General features: G+C 61.9%; 15 protein-coding genes and 3 tRNA genes. 2 read left to right on the top strand and 16 right to left on the bottom strand.

Annotated features, from left to right (window positions below):
* Window positions 1-2: 2 nt before the first annotated feature.
* Window positions 3-587, bottom strand: a complete 585-nt coding sequence (gene phnN / locus G559_RS0100675; protein WP_028626388.1) for a phosphonate metabolism protein/1,5-bisphosphokinase (PRPP-forming) PhnN — start codon at window positions 585-587, stop codon at window positions 3-5.
* Between the two features lie 477 nt (window positions 588-1,064).
* Between phnN and G559_RS0100670 the strand changes: the two genes are divergently transcribed.
* On the top strand, window positions 1,065-1,391 hold the full coding sequence (locus G559_RS0100670; protein ID WP_028626387.1) for an Arc family DNA-binding protein: 327 nt from the start codon (window positions 1,065-1,067) through the stop codon (window positions 1,389-1,391).
* A gap of 144 nt (window positions 1,392-1,535) precedes the next feature.
* Here G559_RS0100670 and mgtE read toward each other — a convergent pair whose 3' ends face one another.
* Window positions 1,536-2,978 (bottom strand): magnesium transporter, encoded by a 1,443-nt coding sequence (gene mgtE, locus G559_RS0100665; RefSeq protein ID WP_028626386.1) that lies wholly within the window; start codon window positions 2,976-2,978, stop codon window positions 1,536-1,538.
* A gap of 322 nt (window positions 2,979-3,300) precedes the next feature.
* Here mgtE and G559_RS0100660 point away from each other — a divergent pair, with 322 nt between their 5' ends.
* Window positions 3,301-3,798: a DUF4124 domain-containing protein gene (locus G559_RS0100660; RefSeq protein WP_245586461.1), complete on the top strand. Its 498-nt coding sequence runs from the start codon at window positions 3,301-3,303 to the stop codon at window positions 3,796-3,798.
* Window positions 3,799-3,840: 42 nt separating this feature from the next.
* Here the strand turns inward: G559_RS0100660 and G559_RS0100655 are convergent.
* The 14 genes from G559_RS0100655 to G559_RS0100590 form a co-directional block, all read right to left on the bottom strand.
* Window positions 3,841-3,917, bottom strand: a tRNA-Arg gene (locus G559_RS0100655).
* 70 nt (window positions 3,918-3,987) lie between these two features.
* Window positions 3,988-4,064, bottom strand: a tRNA-Arg gene (locus G559_RS0100650).
* 106 nt (window positions 4,065-4,170) lie between these two features.
* A tRNA-Ser gene (locus G559_RS0100645) sits at window positions 4,171-4,261 on the bottom strand.
* Window positions 4,262-4,323: 62 nt separating this feature from the next.
* Window positions 4,324-4,509, bottom strand: a complete 186-nt coding sequence (gene csrA, locus G559_RS0100640) for a carbon storage regulator CsrA (protein ID WP_003283978.1) — start codon at window positions 4,507-4,509, stop codon at window positions 4,324-4,326.
* A gap of 186 nt (window positions 4,510-4,695) precedes the next feature.
* Entirely contained in the window at window positions 4,696-5,931 is a 1,236-nt protein-coding gene (locus tag G559_RS0100635; protein WP_028626384.1) for an aspartate kinase, read from the bottom strand.
* A 100-nt stretch (window positions 5,932-6,031) separates the two neighbouring features.
* Entirely contained in the window at window positions 6,032-8,656 is a 2,625-nt protein-coding gene (gene alaS, locus G559_RS0100630) for an alanine--tRNA ligase (RefSeq protein WP_028626383.1), read from the bottom strand.
* A 264-nt stretch (window positions 8,657-8,920) separates the two neighbouring features.
* Window positions 8,921-9,925 (bottom strand): low-specificity L-threonine aldolase, encoded by a 1,005-nt coding sequence (gene ltaE, locus G559_RS0100625; RefSeq protein WP_028626382.1) that lies wholly within the window; start codon window positions 9,923-9,925, stop codon window positions 8,921-8,923.
* An 80-nt stretch (window positions 9,926-10,005) separates the two neighbouring features.
* The gene (gene astE, locus G559_RS0100620) at window positions 10,006-11,004 is read right to left on the bottom strand and encodes a succinylglutamate desuccinylase (RefSeq protein WP_028626381.1); all 999 of its coding nucleotides are present in this window, start codon (window positions 11,002-11,004) and stop codon (window positions 10,006-10,008) included.
* A gap of 9 nt (window positions 11,005-11,013) precedes the next feature.
* The gene (locus tag G559_RS0100615) at window positions 11,014-11,304 is read right to left on the bottom strand and encodes a hypothetical protein (protein WP_028626380.1); all 291 of its coding nucleotides are present in this window, start codon (window positions 11,302-11,304) and stop codon (window positions 11,014-11,016) included.
* A gap of 10 nt (window positions 11,305-11,314) precedes the next feature.
* Window positions 11,315-12,661: an N-succinylarginine dihydrolase gene (gene astB, locus G559_RS0100610; protein ID WP_028626379.1), complete on the bottom strand. Its 1,347-nt coding sequence runs from the start codon at window positions 12,659-12,661 to the stop codon at window positions 11,315-11,317.
* On the bottom strand, window positions 12,658-14,121 hold the full coding sequence (gene astD, locus G559_RS0100605) for a succinylglutamate-semialdehyde dehydrogenase (RefSeq protein ID WP_028626378.1): 1,464 nt from the start codon (window positions 14,119-14,121) through the stop codon (window positions 12,658-12,660). The genes astB and astD overlap by 4 nt, the downstream gene beginning before the upstream one ends.
* A complete protein-coding gene (astA, locus tag G559_RS0100600) occupies window positions 14,122-15,144 on the bottom strand; it encodes an arginine N-succinyltransferase (RefSeq protein ID WP_028626377.1) in 1,023 nt (340 codons plus the stop codon).
* Between the two features lie 115 nt (window positions 15,145-15,259).
* Window positions 15,260-16,276 carry an arginine/ornithine succinyltransferase subunit alpha gene (gene aruF / locus G559_RS0100595; protein WP_028626376.1) on the bottom strand — a complete coding sequence of 339 codons (1,017 nt, stop codon included), beginning with the start codon at window positions 16,274-16,276 and terminating at the stop codon, window positions 15,260-15,262.
* A 152-nt stretch (window positions 16,277-16,428) separates the two neighbouring features.
* Window positions 16,429-17,649, bottom strand: a complete 1,221-nt coding sequence (locus G559_RS0100590; RefSeq protein ID WP_028626375.1) for an aspartate aminotransferase family protein — start codon at window positions 17,647-17,649, stop codon at window positions 16,429-16,431.
* Window positions 17,650-18,092 lie beyond the last annotated feature (443 nt).

The following is an 18,092-nucleotide window of genomic DNA, read 5'->3' as shown; positions in this document are numbered from 1 at the left end:
GGTCAGGCCGAGTCCGGCCAAGCGATGGGGCGGTGGTCTTCGATGAGCTTTAGCAGGCGCTCGCAGGACTGGGCGAGGGAACCGGAATTGTCCAGCAGGCAGAGGTCGGCGTTTTCTCCAGCCAGCAAGGTGTCGGCAAAACCGGCGTTACGTGCCAGGCGGACCTCGATCTCTTCCGCCGATTCGCGGCCACGGGCGTGCAGGCGCCGACGCAGGACTTCGTCCTCTACCGTCAGCAGCACGGCCAGCAGGTGCGGATAGCGGCGACGCGCTTCAGGCAGGTAACCGCGAGAGCCGTTCACCAGCACGTCGTCGCCCGCATCCAGCCATTCGTCGATGACTCGGGGGATGCCGTAGGACAGCCCATTGGCGTACCAGCTCATGGCGAAGTCGCCACGGCCCTCTCGCTGGGCGAACTCCTCGGGACTGACCGCTTCGGCCAGCTCACCCTTGGCTTCCGCCGAGCGGGTAATGACCCGACGCGCCACTCGGCAACCGTGACTGCCCGAGCCCTCACGCACGGCATCGAGCAGGCTGTCCTTGCCAGAACCGGAAGGGCCTATGAGGTAAATGAGCCTGCCTGTCATGGGGCACCTGGAGAGGATGGGTTGTGGCCGCCAGCGAGCGGAAATCCGAAAGGAAAATTTTGAACCGCTTTTATGACAGCGCAAAGGAATTCTTTTGCACTGGGCGTGGTCAGACAACAGCAGCTACCCTTTAGCGTGATGGCTAGACAGCATCACAGTGCCTTCATTATCTGTAACGAGTAACAGGGTGCTCGCAGGAGAGAAGACTGCGGTCAAAGCGGCTTAGTCCCACAGGTGCATCGGAAACGTGCGAATTGTTCAGCCACTCTCAATTCGGACAATTGGTGCTGGCCAAAAGCCGCTATAACGATCACAATCTGACACCAAATTGACGTCAAGGAAACGTTTTGCTGACCCAAGGGTCATACCGATTCGAATCGCGAAACTGGTTGAACAATTGCTGCCAAGGACAGTCAAACCGGTGACAATCTGCAGCTCATTGCCAGCATCGCTTTCCTGAACTAACCGGTTGAATGTATGCGCCCTATGAAACAGGCTATTTATTCCAGTCGCACGGCTGACAAATTCGTCGTTCGCCTCCCCGAGGGTATGCGCGAGCGCATCGCTCTGGTCGCTCGTAACCACCACCGCAGCATGAACTCCGAAATCATTGCCCGCCTCGAGCAGAGCATGCTCCAGGAAGGCGCACTGGATGAAGGTGTTTCCCTGCGCCTGGACAGCCCGGAGCTGACCCTGCACGAGCGCGAGCTGCTGCAGCGTTTCCGTCAGCTGTCGCGGCGCCAGCAAAACGCGCTGGTTGCACTGATCGCACACGATGCGGAGCTGGCGGCCGAAGAGTCGTGAGACCACTCCACATCGATTGAAGAAGCCGGCAACTGCCGGTTTTTTCATGCCTTCGATTTGGCATCGAAGCAGCCCCTGCACCCCGCGCTACCCCAAAAACGAAGAAGCCGCCCTCTTGAGGCGGCTTCTTCGCTTGCGGAAAGGTCAGAGCAGGAACAAGGTGGCCAGGCCAAGGAAGATGAAGAAGCCACCACTGTCAGTCATGGCCGTGATCATCACGCTGGAACCCATGGCCGGGTCGCGCCCCATGCGCACCAGGGTCATGGGAATCAAAACGCCCATCAGCGCCGCGAGCAGCAAGTTCAAAGTCATGGCGCCCGTCATCACAACGCCAAGCGACCAGCTCCCGTAGAGGTAGTAGGCCACCAGACCGATCACCCCGCCCCAGACCAGGCCATTGATCAATGCGACGCCCAGCTCCTTGCGCACCAGGCGCGACGTATTGCCTGTCCCCATCTGGTCCAGGGCCATGGCGCGCACGATCATGGTAATGGTCTGGTTGCCCGAATTGCCGCCGATGCCGGCGACGATGGGCATGAGCGCGGCCAGGGCCACCAGCTTCTCGATGGAGCCCTCGAACAGGCCGATGACCCGCGAGGCGATGAAGGCAGTGATCAGATTGACGGCCAGCCAGGCCCAGCGGTTGCCCACTGACTTCCAGACCGAGGCGAAGATATCTTCCTCTTCGCGCAGACCGGCCATGTTGAGAACTTCGGTCTCGCTCTCCTCACGAATCAGGTCGACCATTTCATCGATGGTCAGACGACCGATCAACTTGCCGTTCTTGTCCACCACCGGAGCCGACACCAGGTCGTAACGTTCGAATGCCTGGGCGGCATCGTAAGCGTCCTCATCCGGATGGAAGCTCACCGGGTCGGTCGCCATCACCTCGGCCACCTGTTTGTCCGGGTCATTCACCAACAGGCGTTTTATAGGCAGTACGCCCTGGAGGATGCCGTCGTAGTCCACAACGAAAAGCTTGTCGGTGTGACCGGGGAGCTCCTTGAGCCGACGCAGGTAGCGCAGAACTACTTCCAAGGTCACGTCATCACGGATCGTGACCATCTCGAAGTCCATCAGCGCACCGACCTGATCCTCCTCGTAGGACAGCACGGAGCGCACGCGCTCGCGCTGCTGGGCATCGAGGGACTCCATCAGCTCGTGGATCACGTCTCGCGGCAGCTCTGGCGCGAGGTCGGCCAGCTCGTCGGCGTCCATCTCCTTGGCGGCGGCGAGCAGCTCGTGATCGTCCATGTCGGCGATCAGCGATTCGCGGACGGCGTCGGAAACTTCGAGGAGGATGTCGCCGTCACGCTCGGCCTTGACCAACTGCCAGACCGTCAGGCGGTCGTTCAGCGGCAGGGCTTCGAGGATGTGGGCGATGTCGGCCGGGTGAAGCTCGTCCAGCTTTCGTTGCAGCTCGGCAAGGTTCTGCCGGTGAACGAGATTCTCGACGAGGTCACGGTGCTGGCCTTCCTGACGGTGGGTCAGGTCTTCCACCAGCTTGTGGCGATGCAGCAATTCGATAACCTGGGCCAGGCGGTCCTGCAGGCTCTCTTGCGGCTTTTTGGCTTCTACTTCAGTCATATAGCGCGCTCCACCCCCAGTGGCAGAGCACGCCAGAAGGGGTCAGACAGTCATTTCGCGATTGTGCAATCGGGATTCTGAGTAACTACTGGGTAAGTCCATGATGGTTGTCCGAAGGCCCCGGCGGGGCTGACCGCGCAATGATAACACCGCCGTTCCACTCACGCGTTACAAAATCATGGAAAGAACAATCGCTTGCATCGCAAAGCTGGGATTGTCTTCACCCTGCTGCGACGATGGCAGCCCTCTGTAGGACACGCGTACGCACGGAAAATCACGGGATACCCTCGAGAGCCCACGCCAAGGAAAAGGCACTATGCGAATGCTCTCGATCCTCCTCTTCACCACCCTACCCTGCTGCCTCTACGGCCCGGCGCAGGCGGCTTCCGTGTACCGCTGCAGCGACGCCGACGGGAACATCAGCTACAACCAACACGGCTGTCCACCCGGCAGCCAAACCGAACAACAACGCACCCGGACGCCGAATCTGCTAAGCAACGAGCCGATACAGGAAGAATTGGGCAGCAGGAATCTTCCGACTCAGAATTGGGGAATTTCAGAACAGCGTCAGGAAATAGTAGTGGTCGGCGAGCGAGAGGACGGATGCGGAAACCTGATTTCTCCGCAGGAGCGACGCCAAGCCATCATTCGCAAGCAGATTCGCAGCGGCATGTCCCGCGCCGATGTCGAGAGCGCCCTGGGAAAACCCGATCGCATAAGCGGCAAGAATGGTCGGCTTCTCTATCACTATCAGCCAAAGAAGGGAGCCCGCCACCTGGTGCAATTCGATGAGGCGGGTTGCGTGAAAGGCGGGCGTTGAAACAATAAAAAAGGGCCTGCATTTCTGCAGGCCCTTTGGGTATGGCGCACTCAGGAGGATTCGAACCTCCGACCGCCCGGTTCGTAGCCGGGTACTCTATCCAGCTGAGCTATGAGTGCGCAGTTGGTGTTTTTAAACCAGATCACCGCTGGTTTTCAGGATTCCGGCATAAGCCGAAGATCTTGAAAATGGCGCACTCAGGAGGATTCGAACCTCCGACCGCCCGGTTCGTAGCCGGGTACTCTATCCAGCTGAGCTATGAGTGCGTTGTGGGCGCGCATTATAGGGAATTTCTTGCTTCGGTCAACTGCTTTTTCGAGAAGTTTCAATAACTTATCGATCTAGCCTTGAACCACCCTACAACACTAAAAATGGCGGAGAAGGGGGGATTCGAACCCCCGACACCCTTTTGAGGTGTACTCCCTTAGCAGGGGAGCGCCTTCGGCCACTCGGCCACCTCTCCGCAACACGGGGCGCATGATAACCATGTTTTCCCCGTTTGCAAAGCCAAAAATTGCAGAAAAATTAGTGGCTTGGTTCTTGGTCTTTCTCTTTCTGTATGCGTTGATAGATTTCTTCGCGGTGCACGGCTACCTCCTTGGGAGCGTTCACTCCAATGCGCACCTGATTACCTTTCACGCCTAACACGGTCACAGTGACATCGTCACCCACCATCAGGGTCTCTCCGACCCGGCGAGTCAGAATCAGCATTCCTTTCTCCTTACGGATTCGTTTCGGGACAACAGTCTGCAAAAAAGAAATGGTTACGGCCCCGGCACGGTTTAGCCGCTGGAGCTTACACCCAAGTATTGACCAGCCCCGGCAAAAGGAAAGCTCCGCCGTAGCAGCCAAAAACGACAAAAGGCGCGGGGTGAGCCGCGCCTTTTGAAAATTGCCTTACTCGCCCTGTCGAGTCGGGGCGTCGAGCTCGAATGCGGTGTGCAAAGCACGGACCGCCAGCTCCAGGTATTTTTCCTCGATGACCACGGATACCTTGATTTCCGAGGTAGAGATCATCTGGATGTTGATGGTTTCCTTGGCCAGGGCTTCGAACATGCGACTGGCAACGCCAGCGTGGGAGCGCATGCCGACGCCGACAATGGAGACCTTGGCGATCTTGGTGTCGCCGATCACTTCGCGAGCACCGATTTCGCTGGCGGTCTGCTCCAGCACGCGCTGGGCGTTCTGGTAGTCGTTGCGATGAACAGTGAAGGTGAAATCGGTGGTGTTATCGTGCGCCACGTTCTGCACGATCATGTCCACTTCGATGTTGGCGGCACTGATCGGGCCCAGGATCTTGAAGGCCACGCCGGGGATATCCGGCACGCCACGGATGGTCAGCTTGGCTTCGTCGCGATTGAAGGCGATGCCGGAGATGATCGGCTGTTCCATGGATTCCTCTTCATCAAGGGTAATGAGGGTGCCCGGACCCTCCTGGAAGCTGTGCAGCACGCGCAGCGGGACATTGTATTTGCCGGCGAATTCCACCGAGCGAATCTGCAGCACCTTGGAACCGAGGCTGGCCATTTCCAGCATCTCTTCAAAGGTGATCTTGTCCAGGCGCTGCGCCTGGGGCACTACGCGCGGATCGGTGGTGTAGACACCATCTACATCGGTGTAGATCTGGCACTCGTCGGCCTTCAGCGCCGCAGCCAACGCCACACCGGTGGTGTCGGAACCGCCACGACCGAGGGTAGTGATGTTGCCGTGCTCATCCACGCCCTGGAAGCCGGCGACCACGACCACGCGACCGGCCTTGAGGTCGGCACGAATCTTCTGGTCGTCGATCTGCAGGATGCGCGCCTTGTTGTGGGCACTGTCAGTGAGAATGCGCACCTGGTTACCGGTATAGGAAACCGCCGGTACACCGCGCTTGATCAGCGCCATGGCCAGCAGCGCAATGGTCACCTGCTCGCCAGTGGAAACCATCACATCCAGTTCACGCGGCACCGGCTGGTCGCTGATCTGTTTGGCCAGATCGATCAGGCGGTTGGTTTCGCCGCTCATGGCGGAAACCACGACCACGATGTCATCGCCGCCTTCGCGGAACTTCTTCACCTTCTCGGCCACCTGTTCGATGCGTTCGACAGTGCCGACCGAGGTCCCCCCAAACTTCTGTACGATCAAAGCCATTTCAAAAGCCGCCTAATCCCGTGAAGGGCGCCCATTAAACAATCAACGCAGAACACTGCCAAGGCCCGCCGGGCGTGGGGCGGGCCGATGGCGGAGGGCTTTAGAGCCCCTGCTCGACGAACGGTACGGCCAAGGCCAGAGCCTGTTCCAGGGCCGCAGCGTCGGTACCGCCGCCACGCGCCATGTCAGGGCGACCACCGCCCTTGCCGCCAACCGCTGCCGCGGCCTGCTTCATCAGATCGCCGGCTTTGAGTTGGCCGGTCAGGTCCTGGGTGACGCCGGCGACCAGTGTCACCTTGCCCTCCAGCGCACCGCCGAGCAGGATCACCGCGCGGCCGAGCTTGTTCTTCAATTGGTCGACCAGCGCCAACAGCGCATCGCCGTCCAGTCCATCCAGACGCGCAGCCAGCACCTTCACGCCTTTGACGTCGATGGCGGAAGACGCCAGATCGTCGCCGGCAGCGCTGGCCGCCTTGGCCTTGAGCTGCTCCAGCTCTTTCTCGAGCTGGCGATTGCGCTCCAGCAGTGCGGACAGTTTGTCCAGCAGGTTGTCGCGACTGCCTTTGACCAGGCCCGCGGCTTCCTTGAGTTGTTCTTCGGCACCGTTCAGGTAGGCCAGCGCAGCAGCGCCGGTCACTGCTTCGATACGACGAACGCCAGCAGCCACACCGCCTTCGCTGGTGATCTTGAACAGGCCGATGTCACCCGTGCGGGACACGTGGGTGCCGCCGCAGAGCTCGACGGAGAAATCGCCACCCATGGTCAGTACGCGAACCTGATCGCCGTACTTCTCACCGAACAGGGCCATGGCGCCTTTGGCCTTGGCTGTGTCGATATCGGTTTCCTCGGTCTCGACTTCGCTGTTCTTGCGGATTTCGGCGTTGACGATGTCTTCCAGCGCTTTCAACTGTTCAGGCTTTATCGACTCGAAGTGACTGAAGTCGAAGCGCAGGCGCTGGCTGTCCACCAGGGAGCCTTTCTGCTGCACATGATCGCCCAGCACTTGGCGCAGGGCCGCGTGCAACAGGTGGGTGGCAGAGTGGTTGAGCGCGGTGGCCTGGCGCACGGTAGCGTCCACCTGGGCGGTGACGGCAGCGCCCACACGCAGGGTGCCGTGGTCGACCACGCCGTGGTGCAGGAATGCGCCGCCGGCCTTGGTGGTATCACGAACGTCGAAGCGCAGACCGCTGGCGGCGATGAAGCCGCAGTCACCCACCTGGCCACCGGACTCGGCATAGAAAGGCGTGCGATCGAGGACCAACACGCCCTCCTCGCCTTCGGCGAGCTGTTCGACGGCCTGGCCGTCCTTGAACAGGGCGACGACCTTGGCATCACCATGGGTGCAGACATAACCGGTGAAATCGGTATCGGCGTCGACCTTGACCAGCGCGTTGTAATCCATACCGAAGGCGCTGGAAGCACGGGACAGCTCGCGCTGCTTATCCATTTCGCGCTCGAAACCTTCCTCGTCGAGGGTCAGGCCGCGCTCGCGAGCGATATCGCCGGTCAGGTCCATGGGGAAGCCGTAGGTGTCATACAGCTTGAACACCACGTCGCCCGGGATGACGGTACCGGAGAGGCCCGCCAGGTCCTGTTCGAGGATACGCAGGCCCTGCTCCAGGGTCTTGGCAAACTGCTCTTCCTCGGTCTTCAGCACGCGCTCTATATGCGCCTGCTGCTGCTTGAGCTCGGGGAAGGCTTCGCCCATCTCACCAACCAGGGCGGCAACGATCTTGTGGAAGAAGCTGCCCTTGGCGCCCAGCTTGTTACCGTGACGGCAGGCGCGACGGATGATGCGGCGCAGCACATAGCCGCGGCCTTCATTGGACGGCAGCACGCCATCGGCGATCAGGAAGGAGCAGGAACGGATGTGGTCGGCCACTACTTTCAGCGACGGCGCGTCGTCGTTGGCGCAACCAACAGCATCCGCGGAGGCTTTCAGCAGGCTCTGGAACAGGTCGATCTCGTAGTTCGAATGCACGTGCTGCAGCACAGCACTGATGCGCTCCAGGCCCATGCCGGTGTCCACGCTCGGGGCCGGCAGCGGGTGCATCACGCCGTCAGCAGTACGGTTGAACTGCATGAACACGTTGTTCCAGATCTCGATGTAGCGGTCGCCGTCTTCTTCCGGGGAGCCGGGCGGGCCGCCCCAGATGTCGGGGCCGTGGTCGAAGAAGATCTCGGTGCAGGGACCGCACGGGCCGGTATCGCCCATGGCCCAGAAATTGTCGGAGGCGTACGGAGCGCCCTTGTTGTCGCCGATGCGCACCATGCGCTCGTGGGGAATGCCGACTTCCTTGGTCCAGATGTCATAGGCCTCGTCATCGGTGGCGTAGACGGTGACCCAGAGCTTGTCTTTCGGCAGTTTCAGCCACTTGTCGCCGGTGAGGAATTCCCAGGCGAAATGGATGGCATCACGCTTGAAATAGTCGCCAAAGCTGAAGTTGCCCAGCATTTCGAAGAAGGTGTGGTGACGTGCGGTATAGCCGACGTTTTCCAGGTCGTTGTGCTTGCCGCCGGCGCGCACGCATTTCTGGCTGGTGGTGGCACGGGTGTAGGCGCGCTTTTCCAGGCCAAGGAAGCAGTCCTTGAACTGGTTCATCCCCGCGTTGGTGAACAGCAGGGTCGGGTCGTTGCCCGGAATCAGGGAGCTGGAAGCGACACGGGTATGCCCCTTCTCTTCGAAGAAGCTCAGGAAGGCTTCACGGATTTCTGCGCTTTTCATAGGTTCTTCCACGGAAACTGCGGCCACGACGGCGGGTGCAAATCGTTATCGGCGAAGGACGGCAAGTGGAAATCGGCGAGAAAGCAGCAGGTTTTCCAGAATATCCCGGCATTTCCCGCCTGTTTCCAACATTGCGCGCGAAACTCGCAGCCGTCTGGCGACGGACATACGAATCACCGGCAAAGGGCCGCATTATATCGGCCCTGCGCTACGGGGATAGTCTCTTTGTGCGATAGATGGCGGCTATTTATGCGCGCCGCCGACTCAGGCCTGCTGGAAAGCCGCAAAAGCCTCGATCACACGTGGAACATCGGCGGCCTGCACATCCAGGTGGGTCACCAGGCGCAGGCGCGCGGCCGGGCTCACGCGGATACCGCGAGCGGAAAGGAACGCGCCCAATGCGCCGGCCTGATCACCGACTTGCACGTAGACCATGTTGGTCTGCACCGGTTCTACGGCAAAACCGAACTCCCGCAGCCCAGCGCCCAGACGCTCGGCGTTCGCGTGATCCTCAGCCAGGCGCTCGACCTGATAGTCCAGCGCGTAGAGGCCCGCTGCCGCGAGCAGGCCAGCCTGACGCATGCCACCGCCGACCATCTTGCGCAGGCGCCGCGCCTTGCCGATCAGGGCCGCGCTGCCGCACAGCACCGACCCCACCGGCGCCCCCAGGCCCTTGGACAGACATACGGAAACCGAGTCGAAGTGCCGGGTGATCTCACGGGCGTCCACGCCCAGCTTTACCGCCGCGTTGTACAACCGGGCGCCATCCAGGTGCAGGCCGAGGCCACGCCGGCGAGTCAGCTCACGGGCCGCCGCCAGGTAGGCTAGCGGCAGCACCTTGCCTTGCATGGTGTTTTCCAGGGCCAGCAGGCGGGTGCGGGCGAAGTGGAAGTCGTCCTGCTTGATGGCAGCTTCGACCTTGGCGAGGCCCAGGCTACCGTCGGCCTCGCCATCGATCGGCTGGGGCTGGATAGAACCCAGCACGGCGGCGCCACCACCTTCGTACTTATAGGTATGCGCCTGCTGGCCGACGATGTATTCGTCGCCGCGCTCGCAATGGGCCATCAGCCCCAGCAGGTTGCTCATCGTGCCCGTGGGTACGAAAAGTGCGCCTTCGAAGCCCAGGCGCTCGGCCAGAGTGGCTTCCAGGCGATTGACAGTCGGGTCTTCGCCATAGACGTCGTCGCCCAGCTGGGCGCGCTGCATGGCCTCGCGCATTCCGGCAGTGGGTTGGGTGACGGTGTCGCTACGCAGATCAATCAGGCTCATGCCGGGCTCCTTGGATGGGCGAAGAGCCCGATCCTAAAGCCCGGCGCCGTGCGGGTACAGGTACAGAAAGGGATGAATCGTCAGACGTCGGCCGGCACGATCAGGATGCCCGCCCGCAGACCGTTCTTCACCTTGGGATTGGGGAAGATAATCCGCGCGCCCTGCTCTTCCACCACCCAGCGGGTACCGGCGATATCTTCCGCCAGCAGATAGCCCACGGGCAGCTCGCTGAAGTTCTCGATGTCCGGTGCCAGGTGCAACCGGAAGGACTCGCTGTGCTTGATGATCTCCCGGGATACCGAGAACAGCTGCAAGCCATCCAGGCTTTCTCCGTCAGTGGCCGGCTCGCAGCCTTCGACGATCGAACGCAGGCGAGCCTCCAGACGATCGAGGTTGACCTCCTCGTTGCTACCGAAAGGCCTCGCCTTGCCCAGCTCCAGGGTAAAGGCTTCGGCCCCCAGGCACGCGTAGGTGTAGGAACTGAAGGTGATACCGGTCTTGTTCTGCAGCAGCACCGCGTCTATCCCGGCGTCGCGCAGGCGGGCCAGTTCCTGGCGCGAATGCTCGCGGCCCTCGACATAGGGGTACAGCGCGAACTGCTCGATCTTGGAGCCACGGATGGCGGTGTGCAGATCGTAGTGCAGGCGGTCGCGGTCAGGCTTGCTGAAGAACGCAGCAGCGTATCGCTCCAGTTCTCCGGCACGCATGGCTTCGAAGCCACTGGATTCGGCATGGCGGCCATTGAACAGACGGTTGACATCCTGCTCGACGAAGCGCTCGCCACGACGGATGGCCTCGGGGTTGCCCAGCAGGAAAAGTATACGTGCGCGCGGCTTGAGCTGGCCGCGTGCGATGGACTGGACCAGGCGGTCCAGCAGTTCGATCGGGGCGGTCTCGTTACCATGCACCCCTGCCGAAAGCAGCAGGTCCAGCCCACTGTCTTCGGCGGCTGGCGGGGTGACGTCCAGCGCCCCCTCGCCCAACCAGTGCAGGCGCACGCCCCCGGATGTCAGCTGGATCTTCTCGGTCGGCTCACGGCCGGCGAGGGTCAATTCGAGCAGTTTTCCGAGGGCTAGCATCCTGTTACCTCAATGATCGTGATCGCAGTCGGGACCATGGACATGGTCGTCGTCAGCGTCGGCGTCGGCCGGTTCCATTTCCAGTTGCAGGCTGACCAGGTTGGTAGCCAGCGGGCGCAGCAGCAGGTTGGCGTACTCGGTGTCACCTTCCTCCACATCTACGCCAATAAGAAGCTGACCGTTGCCGGCCTGCTGGATCCAGACTTCCTTGCCCTGCCAGATAACGGCGAAACGGGTGCAGGAGGTTTCGAGCTGGGTGCCGTCGGTATCTTCGAGGATAAGTTGCAGGGCATCGGACATTTCAGGTTTCTCAGTTGAGCTGGAAGGGATAAACAGCGCCCAGTTTAAGGATCTGCGTCAGTTCATCCAATGCCGTCCGGCACTCCACCAGCAATTGCGGGTCGGCCAGGTCGGCTTCACTGAGGCGGTCACGGTAGTGCTTCTCGACCCAGGTGGTCAGGGTGGCGTGAAGTTGCGGGGACATGATCACCCCCTGATTCACCGCTGCCAGCTCGTCTTCCTTCAGCGCCACGCGCAGGCGAAGACAAGCCGGCCCGCCGCCGTTCTGCATGCTCTGCTTGAGGTCGAAGACCTTCACTTCGCGGATCGGGCCCTGGTCCGAAGTCAGCTGGTTCAGGTAGTTCCAGACGTTGGCGTTGCTGCGGCACTCTTCCGGCACGATCAGCAGCATGCTGCCGTCAGCACGACTAAGCAGCTGGCTGTTGAACAGGTAAGAACGCACTGCGTCCTCCACCCCCACTGCGCTGCGCGGTACGCGCACCGCCTGGAAACGACCACCATGCTTGCCCAGCTTGCTGTCCAGCTCGGCCAGCACCTTGTCGGTCTCGAGGAAGGCATCCTCGTGGTAGAACAGCACTTCGCCATTCCCCACCGAAATCACGTCGTTGTGGAACACACCCTGATCGATCACCGCCGGGTTCTGCTGAGCGTAGACCACGCCTTCAGATCCCAAACCATGCAGACGGGCGACCGCCTGGCTGGCCTCCAGGGTCTGCCGCGCCGGGTAGCGTTGCGGCGCCGGGAAACGGCTGTCGAAGGCGCTGCGTCCGAACACGAAGAATTCGACACCGGCATCACCGTAGCCCTTGCAGAAGCGGGTGTGGTTGGCCGCACCTTCGTCGCCGAACTGGCCAACTGCGGGCAGGGCAGTATGGTGGGCAAAGAATTTGTCATTGGCGAACATCGCGCCCAGCACGCGGCTGGTAGTCGGGTGCTCGATGGAACGATGGAACTTGCAGTTCAGGTTGGCAGCAGTGAAATGCACGCGGCCATCCGCGGTGTCGGCGCTGGGGCTGACGGTGCAGGAGTTGGCGGTCCACATGCTGGAGGCGGAACTGCAGGCAGCCAGAAGCGGCATGGCTTCCTTGGCGGCCTTGGCGATCACTTCGGCATCGGTGCCGGAGAAACCCAGGCTGCGCAGGGCAGCGACGTCCTGGCGTTCCTGCGGGGCGAATACGCCCTGCTTGAAGCCCATTTCCATCAGTGCCTTCATCTTGCCCAGGCCCTGCAGCGCAGCTTCCTTCGGATTGGAAACCGCCTGGCTGTTGCTCTGCGAGGCGACGTTACCGTAGGACAGACCGCCATAGTTGTGGGTCGGACCGACCAGTCCGTCGAAGTTCACTTCATAGGCGTTCACAGGCTGACTCCTGGAGTAAGGGTTGCAGGCAAGGCAAGGGTTTCGCTTTCCAGCGACGCCACCGGGTAGGCGCAGTAGTCAGCGGCATAGTAGGCGCTGGCGCGATGGTTGCCGGACGCACCTACACCACCGAAGGGTGCGCTGCTGGCGGCACCGGTGAGTTGCTTGTTCCAGTTGACGATGCCGGCGCGGCTCTCGATGAGGAACTGCTGGTAGCGCTCGGCGGAGTCCGACAGCAGACCGGCAGCCAGGCCGTACTGAGTGGCGTTGGCCTCCGTGATGGCGGCATCGAAGTCGCGGTAGCGGATTACCTGCAGCAGCGGACCGAAGAACTCCTCGTCGGGGCGATCGACCACGGCGGTCACGTCAAGAATGCCGGGGGTCAGCAGTGCGGCGGTCGCCAGCGGCTGGGACATGGCCAACAGTACCTTGGCTCCACCCGCGACAAGATGGTCCTGCGCCTTGATCAGATGACGGGCGGCATCCAGGGAAATCACCGACCCCATGAACGGTGCGGGCTGGGCGTCGAAGGCACCGACCTTGATGGTACTGGCGACACTCACCAGGCGTGCCAGCAGGGCATCGCCCCAGGCGCCTTCCGGCACCAGCAGGCGGCGGGCACAGGTGCAGCGTTGGCCGGCGGAAATGAAGGCCGATTGAATGATGGTGTAGACCGCGGCGTCCACGTCCTGCACCTGGTCCACCACCAGCGGGTTGTTGCCGCCCATTTCCAGGGCGAGGATCTTGTCCGGTCGGCCGGCGAACTGTTGGTGCAGCAGGTTGCCAGTGCGGCTGGAGCCGGTGAAGAACAGGCCGTCCAGACCTGGATTGCCCGCCAGGGCGATGCCGGTCTCACGGCCGCCCTGAACCAGATTGAGCACGCCAACCGGCAATCCGGCCTCGATCCAGCACTTGACGGTAAGCTCGGCGACCTTTGGGGTCAGCTCGCTGGGTTTGAAGATCACCGCGTTACCAGCCAGCAGCGCGGGCACGATGTGGCCGTTGGGCAGGTGACCAGGGAAGTTGTAGGGGCCGAACACCGCCACCACGCCGTGGGGCTTGTGGCGCAGCACGGCGGTGGCATCGGCCAGGGGGCCGCTCTTTTCGCCGGTACGTTCGCGGTAGCTCTGAATGGAGATGGCGACCTTGTTGACCATGCTGGTCACTTCGGTCGCGGACTCCCACAGCGGTTTTCCGGTTTCTTCGCCTATGCAACGAGCCAGCTCATCGGCGTGGTTACGCAGGGTCACAGCGAACTGTTCGAGGATGGTGATGCGCTCTTCCAGCGGGCGGCGCGCCCAGGCCGGGAAGGCAGCGCGCGCAGCCTTGACGGCTTCCTCGACCTGGTCAGCAGTCGCGCCGCGGCCGGACCAGACGACCGCCTGGGTCACAGGGTTCAGCGAATCGAACGCCTCGCCCCGCCCTGCCTGCCAATTACCAGCAATGAAGTGAGTGCTCATTTATACGGACTCCTTGGCCGACAGCGGCACGGCGCGAACCGAGGCGCCGGCGGAGAGTTTCAGGCGCTTGGCGGTCAGCGCATCCACCACCAGGGTACCGGCGGCCAGACGGGCGGGCGCGGCAGTGATGCGGCAGTCTTCGCGCTTGCGGTTATGGATCAGGAAAGGCGTAGCGTCGTCGCCCGGCGTGCCAACAGCCAGCACCAGGTTCTGGCTATCGCGCACGGCGCGAATCTTCGCGGTCTCGCACTCGATGGCCGGACCGGCGTCGAAAATGTCGACGTAGCCCTGATAGCTGAAGCCCTCGCTCTTGAGCATGGCCAGCGCGGGTTCGGTATCGGTGTGCACGCGGCCGATAATGTTGCGCGCCGCTTCAGACAGGAAGCAGGTGTAGAGCGGGAACCTGGGCATCAGTTCGGCGATGAAGGCCTTGTTGCCCACGCCGGTAAGGTAGTCGGCGCGGGAGAACTCCATCTTGAAGAAGTGCCGCCCGAGGCTTTCCCAGAACGGGGAAACACCGTGCTCGTCGGACATGCCGCGCATCTCGGCAATCACCTTGTCACCGAACAGCTCCGGGAACTCGGCGATGAACAGGAAGCGCGCCTTGGACAGCAGCCGGCCGTTCAACCCCGTGCGATGACCGGAATGGAGGAAAAGCGAGCAGAGCTCGGAGTTGCCAGTCAGGTCATTGGCCAGGAACAGCGTGGGAATCTGGCGGTGGATATTCAGCTCCTGGGAGGCGCTGACGGTCAGGCCGACCCGGTAGTTGTACCAGGGCTCACGCAAGCCCACGGCGCCGGCCACGGCGGAAATGCCAATAACGGTGCCATCGTCGTCTTCGAGGACGAACAGGTAGTCCGCATCGGCGCGCTCGGCCTCGCCATGGAATGCCTTCTCCGCCCAGCCGACTCGATGCGCCAGGCGCTCTTCATTGGCCGGCAGCGTGGTCAGGCCTGCGCCAGTGCTGCGCGCCAGGTCGATCAGGGCCGGTAAATCGGCGCTGCGTACGGGACGAACGATCATAGTGCCTCCAGAAATTGCGCTTCCTTCCGTCCGGGAAGAAAGCCAGGGAGAGAGCGGTGCTCTCATCCGGCCCAACCAGGGGCCACCTCCTCCCGACGGGAGGAGGGTCTAAGACTCAAACGGCAATCAGTCGAACGCTGGCGCCTTCGCCAACCCCCAAGGCTTCGGCGGCTTCTTCGCCAAGCACCACAGGTTTGCCGGGCACCCAGTCGAGTTCGGCGACGATCGCACGGAAATCCTGCAGCTGGCCGTTGCACACCAGGTACTGGCGGCCACCCTTGCCCTGGTCACCCAGCTTCACCGGCACCATGCGGCTCTGGGCGATGGAGCGGATGCTCGAAGTGCGGGCGTGAAGGGTCGGACCACCGTCGAAGATGTCGATGTAGTTGTCGGTCTCGAAGCCTTCGCGCATCAGAATGTCGAAGGTGATCTGCGCACGCGGATGCACCTGCCCCATGGATTCCTGGGCTTCATCCGGCAGCAGCGGCACATAGATCGGGTAGTGCGGCATCAGCTCGGCGAGGAAGGTACGACTCTTCAGGCCGGACAGGCGCTCGGCCTCGGTGTAGTTGAGGTCGAAGAAATTACGCCCCACCGCATCCCAGAACGGCGACTCGCCGTGCTCGTCGCTGTAGCCGACGATCTCCACCACCACCGCGTCGGCGAAGCGCTCCGGGTTGCTTGCCATGAACAGCAGACGACCGCGGGAGTTGAGTTCGGCAACGGAAGTGTTCACCAGGTCGCGCTCGACGTAGAAACTGGTCAGCAGGCTGTTGCCGGTGAGGTCATGGCAGAGCGACAGGACATGGATCTTGTTGTGGATCGACAGCGAACGAGAGGCATGCACGAAAGTCTCGTTACGGAAGCTGTAGAAGGGTTCGGAAAATCCGGCCGAGGCGACGATCGCCGAGCAACCTGCCAGACGGCCAGTCTTGCTGTCCTCAAGGACGAAGAAATAGCTCTCCTCGCCGTTGAAGCTCACCTCGGCAGAGAAGGAAGCCTCGGACGCGGCAATCTTCTCGCCCAGCACCTGGGCGTCATCCGGCAGCGAAGTGACACCCACGGGGCTGTCCGCGGCCAGGCGCTGGACTTCAGCGAGATCGGCCATTTGCGCGGGGCGCATCACCAACATGGGGGTCACTCCTTTTCTTGTTGAAAACCCCGAACGAACCAGTGGTTCCATTCGGAGGAAAGCCGGGCCCCTATGGCCCGCGCTCACGCATGAATCTGTTCCATCCCTGGGATCGCAGCGCAGCGCTTCCCTGCGCCGCGTCCAGCAGAGGCTTACGCCTGGGTCAGCTTGGCGACAGCGCGCTCGAAGCGATCCAGCCCTTCATCGATGTCCGCATCCGGAATAACCAGGCTGGGCGCGAAGCGCACCACGTCCGGGCTGGCCTGCAGGACCATCACGGCTTCCTGTTCGGCGGCATTCAGCACGTCCTTGGCCTTGCCCTTCCAGGCGTCGGAGAGGACGGCGCCAATCAGCAGGCCCAGGCCGCGAACTTCGGTGAAGATGCCGTACTTGGCACCGATGGCTTCGAGACGGGTCTTGAAACGGCCGTGCTTGGCGTTGATGCCGCGGAGCACTTCCGGGGTGTTGATCACGTCCAGCACGGCTTCGGCGACAGCGCTGGCCAGCGGGTTACCGCCATAGGTGGTGCCATGAGTACCGACGGACAGGTGCTTGGCGATTTCGCTGGTGGTCAGCATGGCGCCGATGGGGAAACCGCCGCCCAGGCTCTTGGCGCTGGAGAGGATGTCCGGCGTCACACCATAGTGCTCGTAGGCGAACAGGTGGCCGGTACGACCCATGCCGCTCTGCACTTCATCGAAGATCAGCAGCGCGTTGTGCTCGTCACACAGCTTGCGGGCACCTTCCAGGTAAGCCTGGTCGGCCGGCAGAACGCCACCCTCACCCTGCACGGGTTCCAGAACCACAGCACAGGTCTTGTCGGAAATGGCCGCCTTCAAGGCTTCCAGGTCGTTGTAGGGCACATGGCTGATGCCTTCCATCTTCGGACCGAAGCCGTCGGAATACTTCGGCTGGCCACCAACGGTCACGGTGAATAGGGTGCGACCGTGGAAGCTGTTGGTGGCGGAGATGATCTCGTGCTTCTGCGGGCCATAGACGTCATGGGCATAACGACGGGCCAGCTTGAAAGCGGCTTCGTTGGCCTCGGCACCGGAGTTGGCGAGGAACACACGCTCGGCGAAGGTGGCGTCTACCAGCTTCTTGGCGAGGCGCAGGGCAGGCTCGTTGGTGAAGACGTTGGAGACGTGCCAGATCTTGTTGGCCTGCTCGGTCAGCGCCTTGACCAGCGCCGGGTGCGCATGGCCCAGGGAGTTCACTGCGATACCGCCGGCAAAATCGATCAGCTCGCGACCGGACTGGTCCCAGACTCGGGAACCCTGACCACGCACCGGAATGAATGCGGCGGGGGCGTAGTTGGGAACCATCACCTTGTCGAAATCGGCGCGCTCGACCTGCGCATGCTCAACGGACATCAGTTTCTCCTGCCATGAACGGCTAGTGATGAAAGGATTGTAGGGACTGATTCGGGGTTGGCATTGCCGCCATGCGACAACTTCTTACAGCACCAACCCCGCGAAAACCGGCGCTTATGGAAATGCGACAGAAAGCGTCGGGAAGGCGCAGTTTAAACGCTGATCGCCGCTGCTACGCACCCGCAGGGAAATTTTCTCCACAGGGTGACTGATGGGTATTGATGCTCGAAGGGATTGGAATATCTGTGGGGGTGAATTTGTTGGATCCGTCTGCAGTACGTGTTGCAAGCAGATGCATTGCCCGTAGGAGCTGGCTTGCCAGCGAATGGCCCCGCTTCGCTGGCAAGCCAGCTCCTACAAGGCTCCTGGCCCAATGGTAAATCTCTCGCAACAGCTAACGCAGACATAGCCAACCTATTCGCCAAGGGCAGCGCAGCTGCCCC

The organism is Metapseudomonas resinovorans DSM 21078 (assembly GCF_000423545.1).
GTDB lineage: Bacteria > Pseudomonadota > Gammaproteobacteria > Pseudomonadales > Pseudomonadaceae > Metapseudomonas > Metapseudomonas resinovorans.
This window is presented reverse-complemented; position numbering and strand designations above follow the sequence as displayed.

Bases quoted from the DNA above. Each gene is read 5' to 3' on its own strand.
- astA (WP_028626377.1), bottom strand. From the start codon at position 15,144: ATGATCGTTCGTCCCGTACGCAGCGCCGATTTACCGGCCCTGATCGAC.
- G559_RS0100590 (WP_028626375.1), bottom strand. From the start codon at position 17,649: ATGTCCGTTGAGCATGCGCAGGTCGAGCGCGCCGATTTCGACAAGGTG.
- G559_RS0100670 (WP_028626387.1), top strand. From the start codon at position 1,065: ATGCGCCCTATGAAACAGGCTATTTATTCCAGTCGCACGGCTGACAAA.
- ltaE (WP_028626382.1), bottom strand. From the start codon at position 9,925: ATGAGCCTGATTGATCTGCGTAGCGACACCGTCACCCAACCCACTGCC.
- aruF (WP_028626376.1), bottom strand. From the start codon at position 16,276: ATGTTGGTGATGCGCCCCGCGCAAATGGCCGATCTCGCTGAAGTCCAG.
- G559_RS0100660 (WP_245586461.1), top strand. From the start codon at position 3,301: ATGCTCTCGATCCTCCTCTTCACCACCCTACCCTGCTGCCTCTACGGC.
- G559_RS0100615 (WP_028626380.1), bottom strand. From the start codon at position 11,304: ATGTCCGATGCCCTGCAACTTATCCTCGAAGATACCGACGGCACCCAG.
- astD (WP_028626378.1), bottom strand. From the start codon at position 14,121: ATGAGCACTCACTTCATTGCTGGTAATTGGCAGGCAGGGCGGGGCGAG.
- mgtE (WP_028626386.1), bottom strand. From the start codon at position 2,978: ATGACTGAAGTAGAAGCCAAAAAGCCGCAAGAGAGCCTGCAGGACCGC.
- astE (WP_028626381.1), bottom strand. From the start codon at position 11,004: ATGCTAGCCCTCGGAAAACTGCTCGAATTGACCCTCGCCGGCCGTGAG.
- alaS (WP_028626383.1), bottom strand. From the start codon at position 8,656: ATGAAAAGCGCAGAAATCCGTGAAGCCTTCCTGAGCTTCTTCGAAGAG.
- phnN (WP_028626388.1), bottom strand. From the start codon at position 587: ATGACAGGCAGGCTCATTTACCTCATAGGCCCTTCCGGTTCTGGCAAG.
- csrA (WP_003283978.1), bottom strand. From the start codon at position 4,509: ATGCTGATTCTGACTCGCCGGGTCGGAGAGACCCTGATGGTGGGTGAC.
- G559_RS0100635 (WP_028626384.1), bottom strand. From the start codon at position 5,931: ATGGCTTTGATCGTACAGAAGTTTGGGGGGACCTCGGTCGGCACTGTC.